This window comes from Paenibacillus sp. ICGEB2008, assembly GCF_000307675.1.
Taxonomy (GTDB): Bacteria; Bacillota; Bacilli; order Paenibacillales; family Paenibacillaceae; genus Paenibacillus; species Paenibacillus polymyxa.
This window is the reverse complement of the sequence record NZ_AMQU01000026.1, coordinates 317,146-337,243: the sequence shown is the minus strand read 5'-3', so window position 1 is coordinate 337,243 and position 20,098 is coordinate 317,146. Positions and strand designations below refer to the sequence as shown.

The window sequence follows — 20,098 nt, the reverse complement described above, 5'->3', positions numbered from 1 at the left end:
AACAAGGAGTGATATTGAGTGACAGATAAGGAAATCTTTAATGAAGTAATTCAAGAAGGAGGGATGATAAATCCATACTTTGGGCAAATATTAGAAAATGGAATTGATTTTGTGCCTTACATAGGAAAATTAGTTCAGACAGTTAAAATTAATCGGCTAATTCGCAGATTCAAAGAGCATGACAAAAAAATTAATTTTATATCGGACCTTGCAGCAGATTCTGTATTATCATCCGAATATATCAGTCAAAGGATTTTCCGAATTATCTTTTCGGATTTGTTTGAAGAACATGAAGATGCAAAAATAAATTTAATACTTAATGGCTTTGAAAATATTTTTATTGAACAGAATAGTAATGAATCGGTAATAATTAACTTTTATGATATGTTAAGGAGTTTAAGATACCTGGATCTGAAAAGATTATTTTATTTAGCCGGATTGACTGAAGAAACTATTACTTTTGTCCAAGGAAGTGACGAACATGGTTTGATAAGAAATATAGATAGAAGATTAGAGAACAATGGATTACTAAATATAAAGAAAACATTGAAAGACATTGGTGGAAGTGATTCAGATAAAGATAGAAAAGATGTTGAAATTTCATTGTACGGAAAGAAATTCTTGAAATTTATTCTTGAAGGGGATGGGCTACAGTAAATTCAATGAAGTCAGTTAATTCAGCTAACATAATATTCAAGCAGCGGCTCCGAAAGGAGCCTTGGTCTGATAGATGGATCTCAAGTAGGCATTTCAACAGACAACCCCTTCGGGGTTCATGAATTCAGAAACGTTATCTGCAATTTCTCAAATACATTTAGGCAGGGAGAAGTAATGAAAAATCATGATGATGAAAAATCTGCCTTAGAAGAAGCTGCCGTTAGCATCTTTGTAGATTTGTATAATTTAAATCGCGAAGATCACTTAGAAGTAATAGAGAGACGTGAGCGTCCAGATTATATCTTAAAGAGCATAAAAGATGGATTAGTAGGTCTAGAAGTAACTCACCTATTCTACGATGCCGACGAAGCTAAAATGTTATTTGGAAGATCGGCTGAGGAAATGCATGGATTAGAAAATTCAGCAAGCTATATGCAGGTTCTTAATGAACTACTGAAACAGAAGGAAAAAAAGATAGAGAAGTATGATGCTGCATATCCAATAGCGCTTTTAATTAGGAACGCTTCTCCTATATTCGGAATGAGTGATTTTCTTAGAAATAAAAATGCAATATACAAGCCAGAAAAATACACTCATATTTGGTTTGTTTCGAAAGACGGAAATGATAATGAATGGTCGTTAAAAAACTTGCTTACTGTTTAGTCAAAGAAGTGAGAAACAGCAGATAACATAATATTCATGCATCGGACATTCGTCCTCGGTCCGGCAGTCGCCGGACACCCAGCATGCGCTGGGTCATGAATACAAGAACGTTAGGCGAAAGTGCTGAAATCATTAAAATCTATAAAAAAGGTGATTCAAATGAATTCAAATATTAAAGAAAACATAAAATTTAACAAGATGAGAAACAATAACTTGTTTTCAGGTTGTATTCATCAAGATGAATTTTGCAATAGAATTAGTAGGGCTCATTCGATACAAAACAATGGAATTCTTAATAAACTCTCACGCAACAGTGAAGTAATGGCTATTGATTTTTCAAAAGTATATCTGGATAAAGGAAACTTCAAATTATTTAAAGTAGGAAGGGACAAGGCTTCTACCTTTACCGGTTTTTGTAATCATCATGATTCGAGTATATTTAGTCCAATTGAGAATAACGATTATAAACCAACTGATAGCCAACATAACTTTCTATTTGCTTACAGGGCTTTTGCACTTGGTTATTACGAGAGATATAGTGCATATCAATTAATTAAAGCGAGAGTTGAAGATGATCCCCGTAATTTACATACTGAATTGGGAGCAAGATACCGGTTATATGATGATCATTTGAAAGTAATTGAGAACTACAAAATTATAATGAATAAGTATTTAGATAACAGTAGGTTTGATAGAATTACGACAGATGTTCTAATTTGGCCTCAAGAATATGGCTTTGCTTCTACTTCTATGTTTTTTATAGAAAAAGACAATGAAGGAAAAACAATTAATAAAATGAATTCGTATATTTCTCCATTCTTTTTCACATTTTTTCCACATGCAGGAAAGACTTATGTTTTAATGAGTTATTTTACTAAAGATAAGTCAAAGTATCGATTTATTAGAGATCAAATATTGACTTTATCAATGGAGGAGCAAAGGATTGCGATTTCTAACTTAATTGCTCTATATATTGAAAATGTCTTTATTTCCCCTGATTTATGGGACAATCTCCCTAGTTCAACTAGGGAAAAATACTATCAGATATGCAATACCAGTAAAGGAAAGACCAAACCTAATAAGTTGGTGGCATTTAAGAACTTTAACTTATTTGTATAATTTTTCAGAGATGCCAGCACCATCGCCTAACATCGCATTCGACGCGTCGGGCCGGGACGAACCCGGCCCTTGGTCTGCCCGAGGCATTTCAGGGAAGTGAATCAGGCAGACACATCCCACCGCCTAACTGCCGCAAGCGGCAGCCGGACCTTCGGTCCTTAAAGCGCTAGGACGTCGTGAATGCAGAAACGTTATGCGAAACCTCAGTAAACTAAAGATGATATGTGGAAGTGAATTCATGGATGGACGAATCATAACTTGTAGGAGTATAGGTGTTTATGATCATGCACTTACAAGAGGGAATAAATACATCGTAAAAAATGAGGATGGGGACAAGTATAGAATCATTGGAAATCATGAAAAAGGAGTTTGGATATCAAAAGCTTATTTTATTGAAGGAAATATAGAAATGCCTTATTTAGAAACATGGAAGTTTGATGATGACCCAAAGGAGTTTGATTTGGTGGAGGTGACCCTTACTTTTTCGGATGGAAGTGAACGGTGGAGTTTGGTGACAACCCCTCAAAAATTAGTAAATCACTTTAAAAAAGAAAAGGAATTACCAGGATTTAATATTAAACATCTAATTATAATGAAAACAATGAACCACGACAATATTGAAAAAACATTAAAATATTTAGAGGCAAATGATGAATTAACAGAAGCAAGCAAAGCTTTGGAACGTTGATTTGGAGAGGACAGAGGAATCGCATAACATAATATTCAAGCAGCAGCTCCGTTGGAGCCTTGGTCTGTGAGATGGATTTCGGAGAGGCATTTCAGCAGACAACCCCTGAAGGGCTCATGAATACAGAAACGTTAGGCGAAATATTCGAAGAGAATGGGGTTTAATATCAATGAAGAAGAGTCAAAGTAATATCTTTAATATTATTACAACAATTGTTCTAGGAATAATAGCTATAGGGATTGTTTTATTACAGTTATATACTGTGAATCCAGAAACAACAAAACTTGAGTTAGCCTTGTTAAATGTTCTTCAATTTATTTTTTCTGCAGTATTCTCCATATTTCTTGCAAGAGTTACCTTTCAAAATGAATTCATCAAGAGTCAAAAGAGATTTGCTATTGCTGCATATCGAAGGATGACAGAGCTGGATAAAAGTGTTTTGAATTTAATTGGAAAAATTAACGAAAAAATGAAAATTAATTCAGATTTTAATAGTGATTTCGAGGTGTTACTTGTAATTACTGATGGAATCAAACAGAGCATAGGATCATCAATTGCGGATTGGGGAGACATTATTGGTGATGAAATAGAAACATTAGAAGAAATAAATAAACTCATATTAGAAAGAGAAAGAATTTTATCTATAAATGGTAAAGGTAATATCACTGGGGATGATGGGAAAACTGATAATAAGCAGATCGAAATTGACCAGTATAACAAAAAATTGATGGATTTAATGTCATCGTTACCGGAAACTATAAAGATACAAATCAAGGAGCAACATAAGGAAGTTACTTCAAATAATTTAGATGAACAAATAAAAATAAATTTAGGTACAATTCTAGGAGAGATCAAGAGAAATGGCTATTTGGTATTGTCTGGTTTTTGGACCAAGGAGGAAAAGTACCAAATAGGACGAGATATTCAAGATTTTAAAATTGGCGATAAAGTTTATGTGGCTTTAACAAAGAAAGATAAAGACGAAAGGGGTCCAATTAATTTAATTGATTCTGAAGAAACAACTATTGGAAGAATTATTAATACCCAAAGAAGTAGTTATGGTGCATTCTACCACGCTCTACAAAGATATTTTAATACCGACTTGATTGAAGCGGAGATAATGGATATTGAAGAGAAAATAGGCTTATCGGGTAGGAGGAAGTTTAAAGTGAAGATTACGGAAGCGTTTAATGTAGGAGATCCAGTTAAATACTCCGCCTAACAACGAATTCACGCATTAGGCTAGCGCCCTCGGTCGCAGACGTGGCTTAAGAAGTGATTGCTGCGACAACTCCCTACGGGAGTTCGTGAATGCGAGAGACGTTATGCGAAACCTTTTAAAAATCTAAAGTCAACAATGATGTGAAAAATAAAGAATTTCTTAAAATCATTTATAACTTTAAATCATTAAAGTGAGTCGAGTGAGTTTTATAATTGATTGCGAGCAGAATGAAATAATAGTGGAGGTAATCAAAATGAATTTTCAACTATATGATGAGCTGTTTAACAGAAATAATTACCCTGTATTTTCGCCAAAAGACCATTTGCCTATGGATGATAAAATGTGTGTTTGTCTAAGTGGAGAACTGTACGAAAATTGCTGCAAAAAGGAAGTTGAAGAAGCGGCAATCAATAGAAAAAAAAACGCCTTATGTAAATGAAATGCTAGAAGAGATATATTCTAAAAAAGATAAAAAGTTATTAAGTTATATTACAGAAGATAAATCTCTTAATAAAAAGAATATTAGCTACTGCGCTGCTAATAAGGTGTTCGGCGATTGTGACAATAAAAATCATATGAGACGATCTCATACGCTCTCTAGAGGTATTGTTTTAAAGAATCTAAGTGATGGTGAAAAAGTAATTCGATTTAATGACCATAAAGTTATTTTAGGAGAAGGCAAAGACTTTTTGCGTAATGCGATAACACAAAGTGGTTACTCTGAGATTGATATTGAAGATGCAAGCGTCACAGTTTCTTTTTGCAAAAAACACGATGTAGAACTTTTTTTCTTCAATTGAAACAGATGGGAATGGGAACTATTCAGGTAGTAATATTCAAAATTTGGAGTATGCCTTAAAGGCGATTAGCTTTGATATATATTACAAAATAATGAATATTAAATTTCTTTCGGAATTGATTAAAGAAACTAAGTATGTTGCTTTTAATCCAACTGGTTCAAAATCCACTTTTTTTTCGTGATTATAGCGTACTAGTTAATTCATTATTTGAATTGTATCCTCTTATGCTGAAAGTATTGGAGGAACTCAAGCTACTCTTAAGAGATAACATAGAGCCTAGTTTAGAAAACATATCTTTTGAATTGCCACTAAGTAAAGTGAATTTTTCTCTTTCAGAAATTATGGTTATTGAAGATACAGTTTGTTATACAAATGTTATCAATGCAGAAAAACCTTATATTATTATTTCTTATTATAAAAATAATGGAAGAATCATTAGTCTTGATAAATTAAAAGAACAATTCGATTTGAATCATTCCAACAAAAGGGGGAAACTCAAGTGTTTATGGCCTCTAATTAAAGGAGAATTTTTAATTAATGCTCAAAACATATATTTTAACAAGAAAGCATTTAAAAAATTCTCAGATGATGTAAAGGTATACCTATACTTGGTTCACAGAGAAGGTACTAAGGATATACCAGATAAAGTAGAAAGCGAATGTGATAAGGAATTAATGAGAATCTTGTATGGTGTGTAGTGAAAGTGAAACTACTGAATGGAACGAGATCTGAAAAGCTAGGGCATCGCATAACATAATATTCACGCTGGGGCATACACCCTGGGTCCGACATTCGTCGGGTCGTGAATACAGTGAACGTTATCCGACAGAATCATGAACAATAGAAAAAGAGGGTCATATGACCCTCTAAATACTAGAATTTTGCAATTCACTTAATAGTTGTAGAGCATCTTTGAAACCTTGTATGTAGATACTTCTTTCTAGGATGGATTGGAGAGAAATTTGGGCGTCTTCGTAAAGAAAAACCGTATGTTGAAGTTGATCGGGCAAAGCATCACGAAGCGTTTTAAAATATTGATCTGTCTCCGAAGAAAGCTGAGTGTACTCCTTATGACACTCCAGAAGCTCAGTATAGAGTAATTCTAAACGTTTTCTTATAAGCGGCTCTGTTAATGATTCTAATGTATTAATCATATGTTATTCCTCCTCTAATTAACTCTATAGAGTTATTATATAACCTTATAAAGTTAATTGCAAGGTGAATATTTGACGTTATAGAGTTAAAACTTCGCTTTTCGTTGATGATTGCTGGTATGGGAGATAAGATAGAATTATGGAGGGGAAAAGATGAACGTAATCAAGTGCAATATACGAGAACTCATGGCAGAACATCGAATAGATGATATAACAGAATTGATGGCGAAATCGGGCTTAAGTCGGAATTCAATCAACAAGTTATATAGGGAAACGAATATAGAAACAACAAAGCTGGAAACTTTATTCAAGCTATGCGATACATTTAACTGCAAATTATCAGATTTAATTGAGTATGTACCCGAAGAAAACCAGTAGTGAAGAAGCGATTCCGTCATATAACATAATATTCAAGCTGCGGCTCCGTTGGAGCCTTGGTCTGCGAGTTGGATTTCAAAGAGGGATTTCAGCAGACAACCCCTAGCGGAGTTCGTGAATACGACAACGTTATGTGAAATCGATAAAACGAAAATTAGAGGACAAAAATGATTGAATTACTTGTGAAGTTTTATAAAAAGAAAGTCACATCTTATCGATTGGTATTTCGGTTTATGAGAATGAAATACACATTATTGAGAATTTCGTTTTTTCTTTTTATGGTATCGGTTTTACCAATGATTTATGGTTTGTTGATAGGCTTGGTATGGACAGAGTTTCGCACAGTAGGCATATGGTTTTTAATCCTTTTTATTTTTACATTATTGATATTGATATTCATGTTTTCACTAGTGAACAAGAAAGCTAAGATAATTGTGAAACAGAAATATGACATCAATCCGAGTGGTTGGCCTTGGCGAACACCGGAATTTGAAACAATGCAGATAGATATTCTAAAAGAACACTTAAATAGAAATCATTTATACACAGAAAATAAAATTAAATTACTGATAGAAGGACTTGAGAAAGATATTGAGAAAAGTAAATTCCCTTCTCTTATTAATCCAGGAATATTTATTTCACTCTTTGTTCCAATTTGGATACAGTATCTCACCTTTAAGTACAAGATGATTACAACTGAAGAACAAGCTATTTCAATGTTAGTCGTTAGTACCTTTTCTATTTTAATGATAATTGTTTTAGTGAATGTTATTAAGAGATTTTCCAATGAACTAAAAGAATTAATTTTTATCGATGACAATATATATAAGAAAATGTTGTTAGAAAAACTTGAAGATACATTATTACGTTACAGAGAAGATCAAGATTTATAAGTAGCGACTTCACATAACATAATATTCAAGCTGTGGCTCCAAACGGAGCCTTGGTCTGCTAGATGAATTTCATGGAAGCGGGTTCAGCAGACACATCCGACATTCGTCGGACGTCGTGAATACAGGAACGTTATCGGAAATTAATGCAAATCTGAAATGCTCAAATATAAATATCTACTAAGAGAAGGTGCCTTCATGGACAAGAATTCATTAAATAGAAGAAGCATTATTGTTGACGGGGAAAATGGTGTCGGCAGCTCGGAAGACTTAAAAAAGAATGTTATTCATAAAACAAACAGCCTATATTGGGATACCAAAGGCAATGACTTCTTAAAAGCAATCGTGCTCCCTTATTATGGAGCATTTATCTCAGAAGAAAAGTGCCAGCTCTTTGGTGATATCTCAGGAAAAAAACTGCTGGAGATCGGCTGCGGAAATGGTCAATCCTTGCAATATCAAGGGGAACGAAACGCATCTGAACTATGGGCTGTGGATATTTCAGAAAGACAAATTGAAAAGGCAGCGCAACATTTGAAGTCATGTGGAATAGCAGCAAAATTGATATGTTCTCCCATGGAAGAAGAATGCGGCATCCCGACGGATTATTTTGACTATGTTTATTCAATTTATGCCATAGGTTGGACCACCGATCTTGAGGGTACCTTTCGACGAATATCTTCTTACCTTAAAAAAGACGGGCTATTTATTTTCAGTTGGTCTCACCCTATACACAGATGGGTTACTACAGAAAATGATAGGTTTGTAATTAATAAGAGTTACTTTAATGAAGGTTTGGTATCCGGTAGCAGTTGATGAAGGTGAGCTATTGTTAGCGGACCGTATGCTGTCAACTTATGTAAACGCGCTTGCAAAAGCTGGGTTTGTAATTGAGCTAATGATTGAGGAATGTGATTATGAGTTTATGCAATTGCGGGATGATAACAGCGATATGGCAAAGAGAGCAAAAATGCTTCCAGTAACTTTTGTGATAAAGGCAAGAAAACTATAAGATATAAAAACAAAAGCGAAACTGACTCCAAGATTTTTAGAGGTTCGAGGAAGGTATTGACATCCGATAACAAAACATTCACGCTGCGGGTCGCTGTCGCACCCCTTGGTCCGCCTGAGGATTTTCAGGGAAAATTAACAGGCGGACAACCCTGCACTGCCTAACCGCATCGCGGCCGCTCCCGTTGGTCGCTTAAGGCAGTGAGGGTTCGTGAATGCCTGAACGTTATGAGACATCATTGTGATATAATCATTGCAAAACGTGTTAGGGTAGGAGAGACAAAATTCATGGATGACTTTACGAAGAAGCGGATTAATAAAATAATGGAAAAATATATATAAAATGTAGTACCAGAACATGTGAAAAACCAGATTAAAATCAGTTATAAGATCAGAGGAAATCATGTGACATTAATTGAAGAAAGACAGGGATTCAAAAGTGATCAATGGGTGCAGTTGCCTGTAGCTCAATTTAGATTAGATGAAAACGAATGGAAAATATATTGGCAAGACAGCAAGGGGAAATGGCACTTCATAGATGAAATAGAACCGGATGAAGATTTTGAAAAACAGTTAAAGATTGTGGATGAAGGGCATAACGGATTGCTTTGGGGATAAATCGAAGAAGCCAATGACATCTCATAACATAATATTCAAACAGCCGCTCCTATGGAGCCTGGGTCTGCGAGAAGGATTTCGGAGAGATATTTCGGCAGACACCCCCTTTGGGGTCATGAATACAGGAACGTTAGGCGAAACCTCGTAGTAGATAGTAAATAAAGGGGACTACAATGATGGAATATGCTCTTATCCGCATGAACGAGGTTTTTCCAAGTGATAATGCTGTTGCTAAGTGGGTAGTTGGATTGGCAATCATACATAACGATTTTATCTTTCTAAAGAAAAAATTATTCAAAAGTTCAGACGAGCTTTCGGACTTGATTTCAGAAGCACCATCTATTCTTAAAATTCTCACTGCCTCCCTAAGAGAAGCTATTTTCTATTTAGAAGAGTCTGAGAAATTAGAAGAAGTAAGAATATATATTGATTCTTTACCCGAGCATATAATCCAGATATATAAGACTCTTAAACTACTATTTAGAAATGGCGAAAAAGCAGATTTGTTGCAAAAATTATCTAACACAAGAAACATAACTTATCACTACTCTAAACCTCAAAGGAATGAACTTTCAGAAGCTTTAGAAGAGGTGAGTAATGAAATTGTATTTTATGAAGAAAAAGATCAAAGGTTTTTGTTTGCAGAGCACGTAAGAAATACAATTTTATTAAGGTCATTATTTTCTTCTAATGAACTCAAGTTAGAACAAGAGTTACCTGTAGCAGAGTTAATAATAAGTATTAAAGAATCTATAGGGACACTGATCGATTTTTCTAGCAAGGTAAGTAAATATTATTTGAAAGATTTTTGTAAGTAATTCATTGAGGCATCGCCTAACATAATATTCACGCTGCGGGCATACGCCCTTGATCCGGCATTCGCCGGACACCCAACATTCGTTGGGTCATGAATACAGGAACGTTATGTGAAACCACATAAGTTTTTAAAGGATGGATGATTCAATTGGATAATTTAGCGCTAGAGAGCTGGATTGATACACATAAAATTATGGATAGAACCTTAGAAGGTTTTTGGGTAACATTCAATAACTACATGAAAGAATGCCCAGAAGAAATTAGTTTGTTTTTTGATGAATTGAATCTAGAAGATATTAAGCCTTCAATAGATACAATTGAGTATAAAACTATTTTTCATTCCGATTATCAGATTGTAGACAGTCACTATTCCCAGCAGGTTATATCTACGTTAGACATTTACTACAAAAAAAAGAGAATAGGCTATTATAGAATGTTCTTTTATACCGATGGCGAATGCTTTGACGATAGCCTAGTTACGGAATGGACAGGCTGGTATATAACATTGAAACTTGAAGCGTTAATTGAACTTCAACAAGAAATTAAAAATGAATTGGTAAAAAATAAGATCAAAGAAGATGAAATCGAAAAAATCTATAATTTAATAGATAAACGAATATCTAAAATCAAAGTTCAAATCCATAAATAATTGTAGGTAGAAAGTTCGAAGAAGATGTGGCATCACATAACATAATATTCAAGCTGCGGCTCCTTTGGAGCCTGGGTCTGATAGAAGGGTGTCGGGGAGAAATTTCAGCAGATACCCCCTAACGGGTGCATAAATACAAGGACGTTATAGGAAATACTTGATAAAAGGAGAAAGCAAAATGTTTTAGAAATATCTGCGGATGAAAGGGTATTAAAGATAGATATTTCACCGAAAATGGCTTATGAATCCAAAGGAACATTTTATGAGTCCCACATTCAGAATTTAATGAAGAGTACCACAAATTTATCATACAAACCTCTGTTGTAGTTTCAATGGAACAAATGGATATGGAATGTACATTGACGCAAGAGGTAGAAATCAATGAAAAGAAAAAATGGGAGATTCTTGGTTTTGTTGGCTTGATACATTAGACGATGATTATGCAGTAATTAGTAAAAGAGAGCTGATAGAATTGTAAATGAAGATATATATGGAGAAGCTTTCGAATACGGGAGTTTATATTCTATACTCGGACATTTACAAATTGCAATTGTATATTTGCAGAAAAATTAAAAGCTGGGTAAGCGGTTTACATGTCGCATTAGTCCGGCTGAAATGTCGCAAAAGTACATGGTAACGCGATGTGGAGATATATTATACTCGCCTTATATTTCGATAATGAAAATCATTATCATGCATAAGGAGGATTCACCATGAATAAAGGAACAAAGAGGCAAGCTGCCGGAAGCATGGCACATGCTGACCATAAATCACGATTTTTAATGGGCTGGATGCTGGCCCTTGTTCTAGTACTGACGGCTTGCGGTGCCGGAGCAGGTACAAATGGCGGCAATGAGTCTGCTACAACTCCAACGGACACGCCTTCGAATGGAGCGTCTCAGACTGCCGGAGCCTTCCCGGTTACGATCTCGCATATGAAGGGTCAGTATACGCTTAACGAAAAACCAAAGAAAATTGCTGTGCTTGATGTCAAATTTCTGGATCAATTGCTAGCCATTGGCGAGCAGCCGGCAGGCAGTGTTATCGCTGAAGGCAATACCACATTTCCAGAATATTTAGGCGATAAGCCGGGTGACGTACAGGTTTTAGGTACACGGGACAAGCCCAATCTGGAAGCGATTGTAGCATTGGACCCGGATCTTATTTTAATGACTGATTTTCAAGAGAAAGAGTATGAGAGAGTAAGCAAAATAGCGCCCACAATCGTACTTGACTTCTACGAGGACTGGCGAGATACGTTAGCTACGGTGGCTGCGATCACAGGTAAGCAGGCAGAGGCAGAAACTGTGCGTAAGGCTTATGAGGACAAAATTGCAGGACTGAAGGAGAAGCTGTCGGAAAAATTGGGAGAGGAAACGGTAGCACTTATTCGTCCGAGAAAAGAAGGCATTCGTGTTCATGGTCTTGAGCATCGAACAGGCGGCATTCTGTATGAGGATTTGGGCTTAAAAATGCCTGCATTAGTCCAGAAGATCAAAGATGATACCTCCGTTGAAATCTCGATGGAGAAAGTTCCTGAGATTGGTGCAGATCATTATTTTGTTCTGTCTGATGAGTTGTTTGCGGCAGAGGCAGAGGCTTTGGATAGCAGCTCAGTATGGAAATCCCTTGATGCAGTCAAAAATAACCGTGCATATGATGTTAATTCTACACTTTGGATCGCTTATTATGGCCCACTTGCAATTAATATTATTGTAGATCAGGCATCGGAAGCACTGTTGGGATCGAATTAAAATGGACCATTATCTATCGACTGACTTATGGCAGCAAACGGTGGAAGAACACTCGATTCGGCTTGGTGAGCCGTCTGAAGATAATGTCCGTATTATTGCTTTGAGTCAACTACATGAAGAAGCTGCATGCCGAGAGTATTTAAGCTGGCTTCAAGAGTATATTGGTGCGCCTGACATAAGGGTAGCTGCTTCGATGTTAGCTAAGCGAATCGGCTACCTGTGGATTGCTCCGTTACTGACCGCGATGAGCGTTCATCATCAGCATGTTTCTTTTCGGCTAGACAACAGCTTTCTCTATCATCCGACGCTCACAGCTAATGAGGGGGAGACGCGTTTTCCTTTTCTGGCTATGAACGGGCTTCGGGCAGAAGCACTAACGGGAGACAGGGAAGTATGGCGGGAAAAGGTGGTAAAGGAGATGTTTTCGTTACACCTTGCACCGCTGTTAAAGACGCTTGCTGCGATTGCTCCTCTTTCGATGAGTATCCTTTGGGAGAATATCATGATACGCATTGTCCCATTATATACTCCTGAAGTAGACAATGCTGAGCAAGAAAGTCAGCACATCCAGGCAGATTTTTCATATCTGACGCAAGGAGCGCCCGGGCATTTGTTCGGTGTAAAAAGAAATCCGTTCACTCGGTTCACAAAAAATAAGGACAGCATTCCAGTCGTGAAAAGCAAGCGTACCACCTGTTGTTTTTATTACCAGATGTCAGGGGAATATTGCAGAAAATGTCCGAAAATTGACAATGAGAATAAATCTCAATTAAAATGACAACAGCAACAATTTTACTTTTGCTAACAGGCCTGGTTGTAGTTAATTGGTTAAGCCTAGTCATGTGAGTCACTCTAGCAAAGGATGCTATTGTCAGGAGATGAGAGAAATGCCGCTACAAGAACAGACAAGTCTATGGAGTGATACAACGATCAAGATGCTTGACGAGTATAGCGGTACTTTGCAGACAGGCAGTGTTCTTCGCGAAACGGAATTAACCTCGAATGTGTTGTTGCTGGCATACGGAGGGGAAGGAGAGCTTGCAATGAATGGTGAGGTTTGCCACATTGGAGCTTTTTTTGCTGGTCATATTGTTAAGGGGACATCCTTAACGCTGACGGCCAGATCAGACGACATTTATTATATCGTGATCATGTACAAGGCTTCTTCTATGGAGGGAGCCTCTCTTGTTTTGCCTTCATATCGAAAACATCCGTTGCGCACTTCATTTGTGCAAAATTCGGTAACCCAAGCAGAATGGATCGAGAATGCAGAAAAAATCGTTGCCAAATGGCGTCGTGGCGAAGGGATGGAACGTTTTCATGCCAATGCGTTGCTTCAGGGTATGATCTACGAACTGATCATGGATTACGAACGTGGTCAGGGAGGAGAAGCGTCTGACATGGTGGATGTTGTCGCTTCATATATAGCGTCGCATTATCGCCAGAATCTGGAGCTTAAAGAGCTGGCAGCCCTTGCTGGATGCAGCTTAAGACAGCTGCAGCGACGATTCAAACAAGAGAAGCAGCTCGGACTGATTGAGTATGTCATTCAGTTGCGCATGGAGAGTGCATCGCGGATGCTGCGTCACACGGATGCTCCCATCGGTGAAATTGCTGACAGAATGGGCTATCGCGACATGTATTATTTTAGTAGGGCGTTTAAGAAATATTATGGCGTCCCTCCGCTACGTTATAGGCTTGATGCCGCTTCGAAAACAGATATAGACTATGCCCATTCCTTGCAGCGGAACCGCACAGCTTCTTCATATGAGTCGGCCCAAGGCTCGGTGATATGTCATATGCGAGGGGAATACTATGTTATCGGATCTCCGAAGCGTATCGCTGTACTCGATGTGCAATATGCCGATCATTTGCTTGCGCTGGGGCTCTCTCCAGCAGGTAGTGTAGGACTAGGCAATGCAGTGTTACATTTCCCTCAAACGATCAGGGCAGGACTTCAGAATACTGAATTACTCGGAACATATGAGTACCCCGACCTGCTTGCAGTGGAACGACTGTCTCCGGATCTAATTATTTGCACCGAGGTACATGAGCCGCACTATGAACAGTTAAGCCGGATCGCTCCAGTTCTCATGTTTAAGCGCAATGAAAACTGGCAGATTATTCTGACTCTGTTCGGTGAACTGACAGGCAAACGAGAAGAGGCAAAGCGTATTATAGCGGATTATCACCGACGAACCACATTGCTGTCCGAAGAACTTGCTCCCGTACTGGCAGGCAAGAGCGTGGCACTGATCCGTCCGCTGGATTCTCTGGTTCGCGTGCATTCTGCCTCTCATCGTACAGGGGCTGTACTGTACCGTGATCTAGGTCTGCCTGTTCCGTTATTTGTGGCAGATACCTCCGACACGGCCTATCACATCTCAGTTGACAGACTACCGGCTGTACATGCCAGCCATTACTTCTTGCTTAGCCATGAACTCATGCAGGAGGAAATATCGGCGACAGAGCAACGTGTCTGGGGAATGCTTGATACCGTTGAGCGCCAGCACATACACGCGGTCGATGCCGCGACATGGATCGGCTGTTATGGACCCACAGGTATCAATGGCATTGTGGATCAGATCGCTCAGGCTTTGTTGGCTTGATGGGGGAAGGAAGTTGCTACTTGTGCGCATAGAGATTTTAACAGGAACTAAAGACAGTTCATCTTTGCCTTATGTCATAGAGGGAAAGTTGAACTGTTTTTTTGCCAATCCATCAGATAACATCATATCCATGCATCGGAGCCTGGCGGTTCCTTGGTCCGGCAAAAAGGAATGCCAGGGAGGGACAGGCGGACACATACGCACCGCGGCCGCTCATTTCATTCGCATAAGTCAGAGGGACATCGTGAACACAGAAACGTTATATGCTAGAAATGATGGACAACAAATAGAATAAAAGAAAAATGTAAGAAAATAGATGGGAACACTCGGTTCGCAGAAGTAAACACAGGTAAAATATGGATACAATTGACTCTTGGGTGCGGACATGCCGGGATTCGCTTTGATCGTCTCCTCCAGATGCTCTTTACGTCGACCGGAGATAATAACTTTGTTTCCAAGATTGTGGAGAGCTATTGCTAACGCACGTCCAATCCCTGAACCACCGCCTGTAATAAAAATCGTGTTTCCTGTAAGTTTCAATTTTTAAACCCTCCTAATTCTTGTGAATAAATTCATCTCAAAGAATGATTATGGCTTCTTTAAAATTGAACATATGTTGAATCATCAACATAAATTTTATAAAGTGAATGTATCAGAGCGATACACGGGGTTCAATGGTTAAAACAAGCGTGGGTGTTGATTTTTCAACAGAGGACTTCGAAATGTTCATTTTTTCGGATGGTAAAAAGGGGAGAAGGATATGGACAGGCGTATTCAAAAATCGAGGCAAGCCATTATTGATGCTTTTATGAGGCTGATGTCAGAAAAGGAATTCGAGAGAATTACGATCAATCAAATTGCGGAGGAAGCGAATGTCAATCGTGGAACGGTTTATTTGCATTTCACTGACAAGTACGATCTACGCGATCAATGTATGGAAGCTCAAATTAACGAGTTACTACGCAATTGTATGTCTGAAGATAATTTCTTTCATGTCCCTTCCAAAACCGCACTACTGCGCACGTTTGAATATTTGGAGCAGCATGCTTCATTCTATTCAAGAATGCTGACGAACAAGGGAAGTACGGTTTTTCGGAACCAAATGGAGACAATGTTTCGGCAAAGTCTGAGCGCGCATCTGGATTCGATCAACCTTGATCAGAAAATGAACAGGGACATTACGGTGCAATTTTTAATTTCAGCAGCAGTGGGGGTATTGGAATGGTGGATTACCCGTTCAATGCCATATCCGGCATCGATCATGGTTGAACAATTTTGGAATTTACTGAACTGTGGTGTCGAGGGACACGAACGAACATCGTCCAGATGAGCCTCTAATGTAGAGGCTTGTTTGAGACTGACACCTATAATGAAGATAATAAAAATAAGGTTTTTATTTTATACTAATATTAGGAAAATAGAATCAAATATAATGTAACCATCTAATCGAATATTGAGCTACAGCAGATTTACTAACATCTTGATTAGGAAAAATAACCCTATAATATTGAGTAGCTGCAGAATAAACATAGTCTATATCTATATACTTAGGACTTCCGATGCTTAAGAAACCACCAAGTCTTATATACCTAGCAAATATTGTGGGTTGATCATGAGAAATAGCAATTCTCACCGCTGTACCAATTCTATACATCTCTCCAACGCCTATTGTCACAGGTGTATTTGTAGAAAACATAACAAAAGATTCTTTTTCCGTCTGGTTTTGATTTATTGTTTTCACATAAAGATCACCGGATATTTCTAATGACCCTCCATCCAAGTTGTGCCCATAAGAAATGCCGATTAATGTTACTTCAAGCATCACAGCCATTTCTACATCTCCTTATGACTTATTTCCTGCCACAAAATCGACCATGGACTAAATTTTTTGCTACCGAAAGGCTACTGTTTCAAAGGAAAAATTTCCATATCTAATCATATATGCCATAATTACACTCTTTTGATTGTTCTAATCGATACGATTATATTCTTGAGATAATTCCAATATGTAAAAGTTTTAAAATAAAAAAGCTCGACTTAAAAGTTAGTGTTTGACGAAGTTATTCCATTTTCATCCTTATCCTTTACGTTAAGCACTGATTTCAGTTTGGAGTCAAAAAATTGCAGATTGATTTTGAATGCATAATGAAGAAGTTCGGTAACTTCTGATAACATAATATTCAAGCTTAAGAATTCTCACAGAGCCTTGACCTGCTGGGATGGAGTTCGAGGAGGATTTCAGCAGACAACCCCTTTGGGGGTCATGAATATGGGAAGGTTAGACGAAACCTGTGCAAGAAAAAATAAAAAATAGAAAATAATGGAGGTATGTTGGGTGCTGACATTAGAAAAAGCTAGAAAAAATGATGCACAAAAACTTGCTGAAATACAAAAGGCCAGTTTTGAGGATGAATCAAAGCATTTTAATATTAACGGAAGCGTTGGGCCCATAGGATATGATTCCATAAGTTGGCAAGAAGAAATGATGCAAAATTGCGAATATTTCAAGGTACTCTTTAATGGAGAAATAATCGGGGGAGCTATGATATTTGTAGAATGTAATCGAGTGCATAATCTAGGAAGGATCTTTATTGATCCAAATTTTAAAAATCAAGGAATCGGAACGAAGGTGATGGAGAAAATTGAAAGTGAATTTCCAGATAGCACTGAATGGTGGCTGGATACTCCTAGCTGGAGTGTGAAGAATCATCACTTTTATTCAAAGGGTGGGTTTATTAAGGTTAGAGAAGAAGGTGACTTATACATTTTTAAAAAGACTTTATAAACTTATGTAATATACAAACGTTATGATACATCAGTGCTAAGTGTTACCAAGAAGATATTTAATGAAAAGCATGAAAGGGAGGATTTACAATGAAGATTGATTTTGCCATTGAATCAGATTATGAGTATATCTCGTTAAGAGACAAGCACATACATAAAACACTGATAAGACCAAAAATAAAAGAAAATGAAATTCTAATAATTAGAGAATCCAATCAAGAAATAGGTTGGATGAGATACGGGTTTTTTTGGGACAACACACCATTTATGAATATGATATGGATAGATGAGGAGTACAGAGGAACAGGCATTGGTAAAAAAGTTGTCCAGTATTGGGAGGAATTAATGAAACAAAAGGGATTTGAGATGGTCATGACCTCAACACAGTCGAATGAAGGAGCTCAACATTTTTATAGGAAGCTTGGATATAGAGATGCTGGATGCTTAATGCTTGAGAACGAACCTCTGGAAATAATACTGACAAAGGAGTTGAACCAAAATTAACGTTGAGGAAATCATTGAAGGAAGTGACCTTTAAAATATAATATTCAAGCTGCGTCTCCAATGGGGCCTAGGTCTGTGAGTTGGGTTTCGAAGAGAGATTTCAGCAGACGCCCCCTTTGGGTTCATGGATACAGAAATATTAGACGAAACCATGCGAAACCAAAACTATGAAATCAAGGTGAATATGATGAGCACCCTAAATCATGTTATAAAGCTATTAATTCCGCCCCATAATAACTTTTCGGCTACAGATCTTGTGGAACACATGGGTAGTGTTATCTACGGAGAAGAGGCTAGCTCAATACGAGGCATAATTTATGAGGTACCAGAATCTTTGCGGACTATTATTTTGTTAATAGATTTTGATACAGAATTATCAATGAATGGAGTTTTCGGATTTCTGGAAAATGCCACTGGAAAGTACTTGAATGGAACAATTGCTGCTTTAAAGCTAATTAGAGCGGAAGAAGATTCGTCTATTATGGAGGGAATAAGGGATCTTATTGAAGGTATTAATCTTAATGGAAAAATAAAATTAGAACAATATCAAGTTACACCATTTGAAGAGAGACATGAAATTAATAAATGGCTGCTTGAAAGAATTAAAGAATTGGCCGATGGACTGTACATATATTCAATAGATAGAGATATTTTTGATTACTTAATTGGTTATCTCTCTGATAACTGGATTGTATTGTTGCAAGAGCTTAAGGATGTTCGTAAGTAATTCGCAGAAGTGCGTTGGTATTATCTAACCCGGGATCGCTGGGCATCATGAATTCCCTGGTCCAGTCGAGGCCTTGATGAAGTGCATCAGAACAATCCTGCACTGATTAAGCGCATCACGCCAGTCCTTTGGTCCTTAAGCCAGTGAGGGTTCGTGAATACAAGAACGTTATGTGAAATCTAGATAATCAACAAGGAGAGAAACCAATGACAACGATAAACACTCTACAAACTAAACTTTCCAGCCGATATGATGAATTTGACCCAGAACAAGATGGAAATAAAAACACAAAGTTTGCAGATTTAATTATTGATGGAAGATCACTTTACCAAATGCTCAAGAAACACGATCTTGTTCCATCCTTAGGATGGGGAAGCGAAGATCAACAAAAAGAAATGATTCAATACTTTTTACTAAAGAAACCACATGAGGATATGTACTATAGATATCCAATACTTGTATGTCCTTGGTGTGGAGATGAAGAGTGTGGTTATATCTCAGTGAAAATTGACAGGGAAGAAGAAATTGTAATATGGAAGGATTTCAAATTGGAGCATGAGAACAAACCAATAAATATAGGTCCCTTTTATTTTGAATGGGCAAACTATGAAAGAGTCATTCATGATACTTTTGGAATATTAGAAAAACAATAATGTACACTGCTTCGAAGAAGCAAAGACATCATACCTTGGTCTGTGGGTGGATTTCGAGGTGGGATTTTACCAAAAAAATCCTTGGGATATATAGATACAGGAACGAAAATTGAATTTATTAAAAGGAGGAAGGTTAATTTGTCTAGTATTTTTTTGAGTCATACTAGTATTGATAAACCATTTGTTGAAAAATTAGCTAGGGATTTAAAACGAATTGGTGTCAATGTTTGGTTTGATAAGTGGGAAATAAAGATGGGGGAATCAATTACATGGCGAATCGAAGAGGGAATTCGTGAAAATGAATATCTTGGAATTGTTTTATCACCTGAAGCGCTAAGCTCAGAATGGGTGAAAAGTGAATTAGGTGCTGCAATGGGCAAAACAAATGCAACTTAGAAAAGT

General features: G+C 37.3%; 23 protein-coding genes and 2 pseudogenes. 22 read left to right on the top strand and 3 right to left on the bottom strand.

Annotated elements, in window-relative coordinates; all coding sequences use genetic code 11:
• Positions 1–18 precede the first annotated feature (18 nt).
• The 7 genes from C400_RS0122380 (at position 19) to C400_RS0122345 (ending at position 5,847) form a co-directional block, all read left to right on the top strand.
• Positions 19–657, top strand: a complete 639-nt coding sequence (locus tag C400_RS0122380) for a hypothetical protein (protein ID WP_016821728.1) — start codon at positions 19–21, stop codon at positions 655–657.
• 174 nt (positions 658–831) lie between these two features.
• Entirely contained in the window at positions 832–1,320 is a 489-nt protein-coding gene (locus tag C400_RS0122375) for a hypothetical protein (protein ID WP_017428278.1), read from the top strand.
• Positions 1,321–1,479: 159 nt separating this feature from the next.
• Positions 1,480–2,439: a hypothetical protein gene (locus C400_RS0122370; RefSeq protein ID WP_017428277.1), complete on the top strand. Its 960-nt coding sequence runs from the start codon at positions 1,480–1,482 to the stop codon at positions 2,437–2,439.
• Positions 2,440–2,677: 238 nt separating this feature from the next.
• Positions 2,678–3,127, top strand: coding sequence for a hypothetical protein (locus tag C400_RS0122365; RefSeq protein ID WP_016821725.1), 450 nt, complete (start codon positions 2,678–2,680; stop codon positions 3,125–3,127).
• Between the two features lie 169 nt (positions 3,128–3,296).
• Positions 3,297–4,349 (top strand): hypothetical protein, encoded by a 1,053-nt coding sequence (locus tag C400_RS0122355; RefSeq protein WP_017428275.1) that lies wholly within the window; start codon positions 3,297–3,299, stop codon positions 4,347–4,349.
• Between the two features lie 392 nt (positions 4,350–4,741).
• The gene (locus tag C400_RS0122350; RefSeq protein ID WP_017428274.1) at positions 4,742–5,149 is read left to right on the top strand and encodes a hypothetical protein; all 408 of its coding nucleotides are present in this window, start codon (positions 4,742–4,744) and stop codon (positions 5,147–5,149) included.
• Positions 5,150–5,373: 224 nt separating this feature from the next.
• A complete protein-coding gene (locus C400_RS0122345) occupies positions 5,374–5,847 on the top strand; it encodes a hypothetical protein (protein WP_128574155.1) in 474 nt (157 codons plus the stop codon).
• Positions 5,848–6,015: 168 nt separating this feature from the next.
• Here C400_RS0122345 and C400_RS0122340 read toward each other — a convergent pair whose 3' ends face one another.
• Positions 6,016–6,303 (bottom strand): DUF6809 family protein, encoded by a 288-nt coding sequence (locus C400_RS0122340; RefSeq protein WP_016821722.1) that lies wholly within the window; start codon positions 6,301–6,303, stop codon positions 6,016–6,018.
• A 153-nt stretch (positions 6,304–6,456) separates the two neighbouring features.
• Between C400_RS0122340 and C400_RS0122335 the strand changes: the two genes are divergently transcribed.
• The 9 genes and pseudogenes from C400_RS0122335 to C400_RS0122295 all read left to right on the top strand — a co-directional run bounded on the left by C400_RS0122335 (position 6,457) and on the right by C400_RS0122295 (position 15,028).
• On the top strand, positions 6,457–6,681 hold the full coding sequence (locus tag C400_RS0122335; protein ID WP_010345209.1) for a helix-turn-helix domain-containing protein: 225 nt from the start codon (positions 6,457–6,459) through the stop codon (positions 6,679–6,681).
• Between the two features lie 410 nt (positions 6,682–7,091).
• A complete protein-coding gene (locus tag C400_RS0122330; protein ID WP_232795411.1) occupies positions 7,092–7,574 on the top strand; it encodes a hypothetical protein in 483 nt (160 codons plus the stop codon).
• 195 nt (positions 7,575–7,769) lie between these two features.
• A pseudogene (locus C400_RS0122325) lies at positions 7,770–8,583 on the top strand (class I SAM-dependent methyltransferase).
• Between the two features lie 356 nt (positions 8,584–8,939).
• Positions 8,940–9,200, top strand: a pseudogene (locus C400_RS0122320) (DUF3024 domain-containing protein); the annotation flags it as partial.
• 173 nt (positions 9,201–9,373) lie between these two features.
• Positions 9,374–10,018 (top strand): hypothetical protein, encoded by a 645-nt coding sequence (locus C400_RS0122315; protein WP_231124942.1) that lies wholly within the window; start codon positions 9,374–9,376, stop codon positions 10,016–10,018.
• Positions 10,019–10,164: 146 nt separating this feature from the next.
• Complete coding sequence (locus C400_RS0122310; RefSeq protein ID WP_017428272.1) at positions 10,165–10,665, top strand: hypothetical protein; 501 nt, start codon at positions 10,165–10,167, stop codon at positions 10,663–10,665.
• Between the two features lie 713 nt (positions 10,666–11,378).
• Positions 11,379–12,419 carry an ABC transporter substrate-binding protein gene (locus C400_RS0122305; protein ID WP_017428271.1) on the top strand — a complete coding sequence of 347 codons (1,041 nt, stop codon included), beginning with the start codon at positions 11,379–11,381 and terminating at the stop codon, positions 12,417–12,419.
• 1 nt (position 12,420) lies between these two features.
• Positions 12,421–13,197: a (2Fe-2S)-binding protein gene (locus C400_RS0122300; protein WP_017428270.1), complete on the top strand. Its 777-nt coding sequence runs from the start codon at positions 12,421–12,423 to the stop codon at positions 13,195–13,197.
• Positions 13,198–13,306: 109 nt separating this feature from the next.
• Positions 13,307–15,028 (top strand): helix-turn-helix domain-containing protein, encoded by a 1,722-nt coding sequence (locus C400_RS0122295; RefSeq protein ID WP_017428269.1) that lies wholly within the window; start codon positions 13,307–13,309, stop codon positions 15,026–15,028.
• A 231-nt stretch (positions 15,029–15,259) separates the two neighbouring features.
• Here C400_RS0122295 and C400_RS28760 read toward each other — a convergent pair whose 3' ends face one another.
• Positions 15,260–15,568 carry an SDR family NAD(P)-dependent oxidoreductase gene (locus tag C400_RS28760; RefSeq protein ID WP_017428268.1) on the bottom strand — a complete coding sequence of 103 codons (309 nt, stop codon included), beginning with the start codon at positions 15,566–15,568 and terminating at the stop codon, positions 15,260–15,262.
• A gap of 220 nt (positions 15,569–15,788) precedes the next feature.
• On the opposite strand from C400_RS28760, the gene C400_RS0122285 reads away from it, so the two are divergent.
• Complete coding sequence (locus tag C400_RS0122285) at positions 15,789–16,358, top strand: TetR/AcrR family transcriptional regulator (protein WP_017428267.1); 570 nt, start codon at positions 15,789–15,791, stop codon at positions 16,356–16,358.
• Positions 16,359–16,451: 93 nt separating this feature from the next.
• On the opposite strand, the gene C400_RS0122280 is transcribed toward C400_RS0122285, so the two are convergent.
• A complete protein-coding gene (locus C400_RS0122280; RefSeq protein ID WP_017428266.1) occupies positions 16,452–16,859 on the bottom strand; it encodes a hypothetical protein in 408 nt (135 codons plus the stop codon).
• Between the two features lie 504 nt (positions 16,860–17,363).
• Between C400_RS0122280 and C400_RS0122275 the strand changes: the two genes are divergently transcribed.
• From C400_RS0122275 to C400_RS0122255, 5 genes are all read left to right on the top strand, one after another.
• Positions 17,364–17,813, top strand: a complete 450-nt coding sequence (locus C400_RS0122275; RefSeq protein ID WP_017428265.1) for a GNAT family N-acetyltransferase — start codon at positions 17,364–17,366, stop codon at positions 17,811–17,813.
• 89 nt (positions 17,814–17,902) lie between these two features.
• Complete coding sequence (locus C400_RS0122270; RefSeq protein ID WP_017428264.1) at positions 17,903–18,316, top strand: GNAT family N-acetyltransferase; 414 nt, start codon at positions 17,903–17,905, stop codon at positions 18,314–18,316.
• A gap of 124 nt (positions 18,317–18,440) precedes the next feature.
• Positions 18,441–19,043: a DMP19 family protein gene (locus tag C400_RS0122265; protein WP_017428263.1), complete on the top strand. Its 603-nt coding sequence runs from the start codon at positions 18,441–18,443 to the stop codon at positions 19,041–19,043.
• A gap of 206 nt (positions 19,044–19,249) precedes the next feature.
• Positions 19,250–19,696, top strand: coding sequence for a hypothetical protein (locus C400_RS0122260; RefSeq protein WP_017428262.1), 447 nt, complete (start codon positions 19,250–19,252; stop codon positions 19,694–19,696).
• Between the two features lie 42 nt (positions 19,697–19,738).
• Positions 19,739–20,092: a toll/interleukin-1 receptor domain-containing protein gene (locus C400_RS0122255; RefSeq protein ID WP_232795409.1), complete on the top strand. Its 354-nt coding sequence runs from the start codon at positions 19,739–19,741 to the stop codon at positions 20,090–20,092.
• Positions 20,093–20,098: the final 6 nt, after the last annotated feature.

Coding starts and splice junctions, on each gene's coding strand:
- C400_RS0122280 (WP_017428266.1), bottom strand. CDS start 16,859: ATGGCTGTGATGCTTGAAGTAACATTAATCGGCATTTCTTATGGGCAC.
- C400_RS0122335 (WP_010345209.1), top strand. CDS start 6,457: ATGAACGTAATCAAGTGCAATATACGAGAACTCATGGCAGAACATCGA.
- C400_RS0122260 (WP_017428262.1), top strand. CDS start 19,250: ATGACAACGATAAACACTCTACAAACTAAACTTTCCAGCCGATATGAT.
- C400_RS0122375 (WP_017428278.1), top strand. CDS start 832: ATGAAAAATCATGATGATGAAAAATCTGCCTTAGAAGAAGCTGCCGTT.
- C400_RS0122315 (WP_231124942.1), top strand. CDS start 9,374: ATGATGGAATATGCTCTTATCCGCATGAACGAGGTTTTTCCAAGTGAT.
- C400_RS0122345 (WP_128574155.1), top strand. CDS start 5,374: ATGCTGAAAGTATTGGAGGAACTCAAGCTACTCTTAAGAGATAACATA.
- C400_RS0122365 (WP_016821725.1), top strand. CDS start 2,678: ATGGATGGACGAATCATAACTTGTAGGAGTATAGGTGTTTATGATCAT.
- C400_RS0122355 (WP_017428275.1), top strand. CDS start 3,297: ATGAAGAAGAGTCAAAGTAATATCTTTAATATTATTACAACAATTGTT.
- C400_RS0122265 (WP_017428263.1), top strand. CDS start 18,441: ATGGATACAGAAATATTAGACGAAACCATGCGAAACCAAAACTATGAA.
- C400_RS0122285 (WP_017428267.1), top strand. CDS start 15,789: ATGGACAGGCGTATTCAAAAATCGAGGCAAGCCATTATTGATGCTTTT.
- C400_RS0122300 (WP_017428270.1), top strand. CDS start 12,421: ATGGACCATTATCTATCGACTGACTTATGGCAGCAAACGGTGGAAGAA.
- C400_RS0122305 (WP_017428271.1), top strand. CDS start 11,379: ATGAATAAAGGAACAAAGAGGCAAGCTGCCGGAAGCATGGCACATGCT.
- C400_RS0122340 (WP_016821722.1), bottom strand. CDS start 6,303: ATGATTAATACATTAGAATCATTAACAGAGCCGCTTATAAGAAAACGT.
- C400_RS0122370 (WP_017428277.1), top strand. CDS start 1,480: ATGAATTCAAATATTAAAGAAAACATAAAATTTAACAAGATGAGAAAC.
- C400_RS0122295 (WP_017428269.1), top strand. CDS start 13,307: ATGCCGCTACAAGAACAGACAAGTCTATGGAGTGATACAACGATCAAG.
- C400_RS0122270 (WP_017428264.1), top strand. CDS start 17,903: ATGAAGATTGATTTTGCCATTGAATCAGATTATGAGTATATCTCGTTA.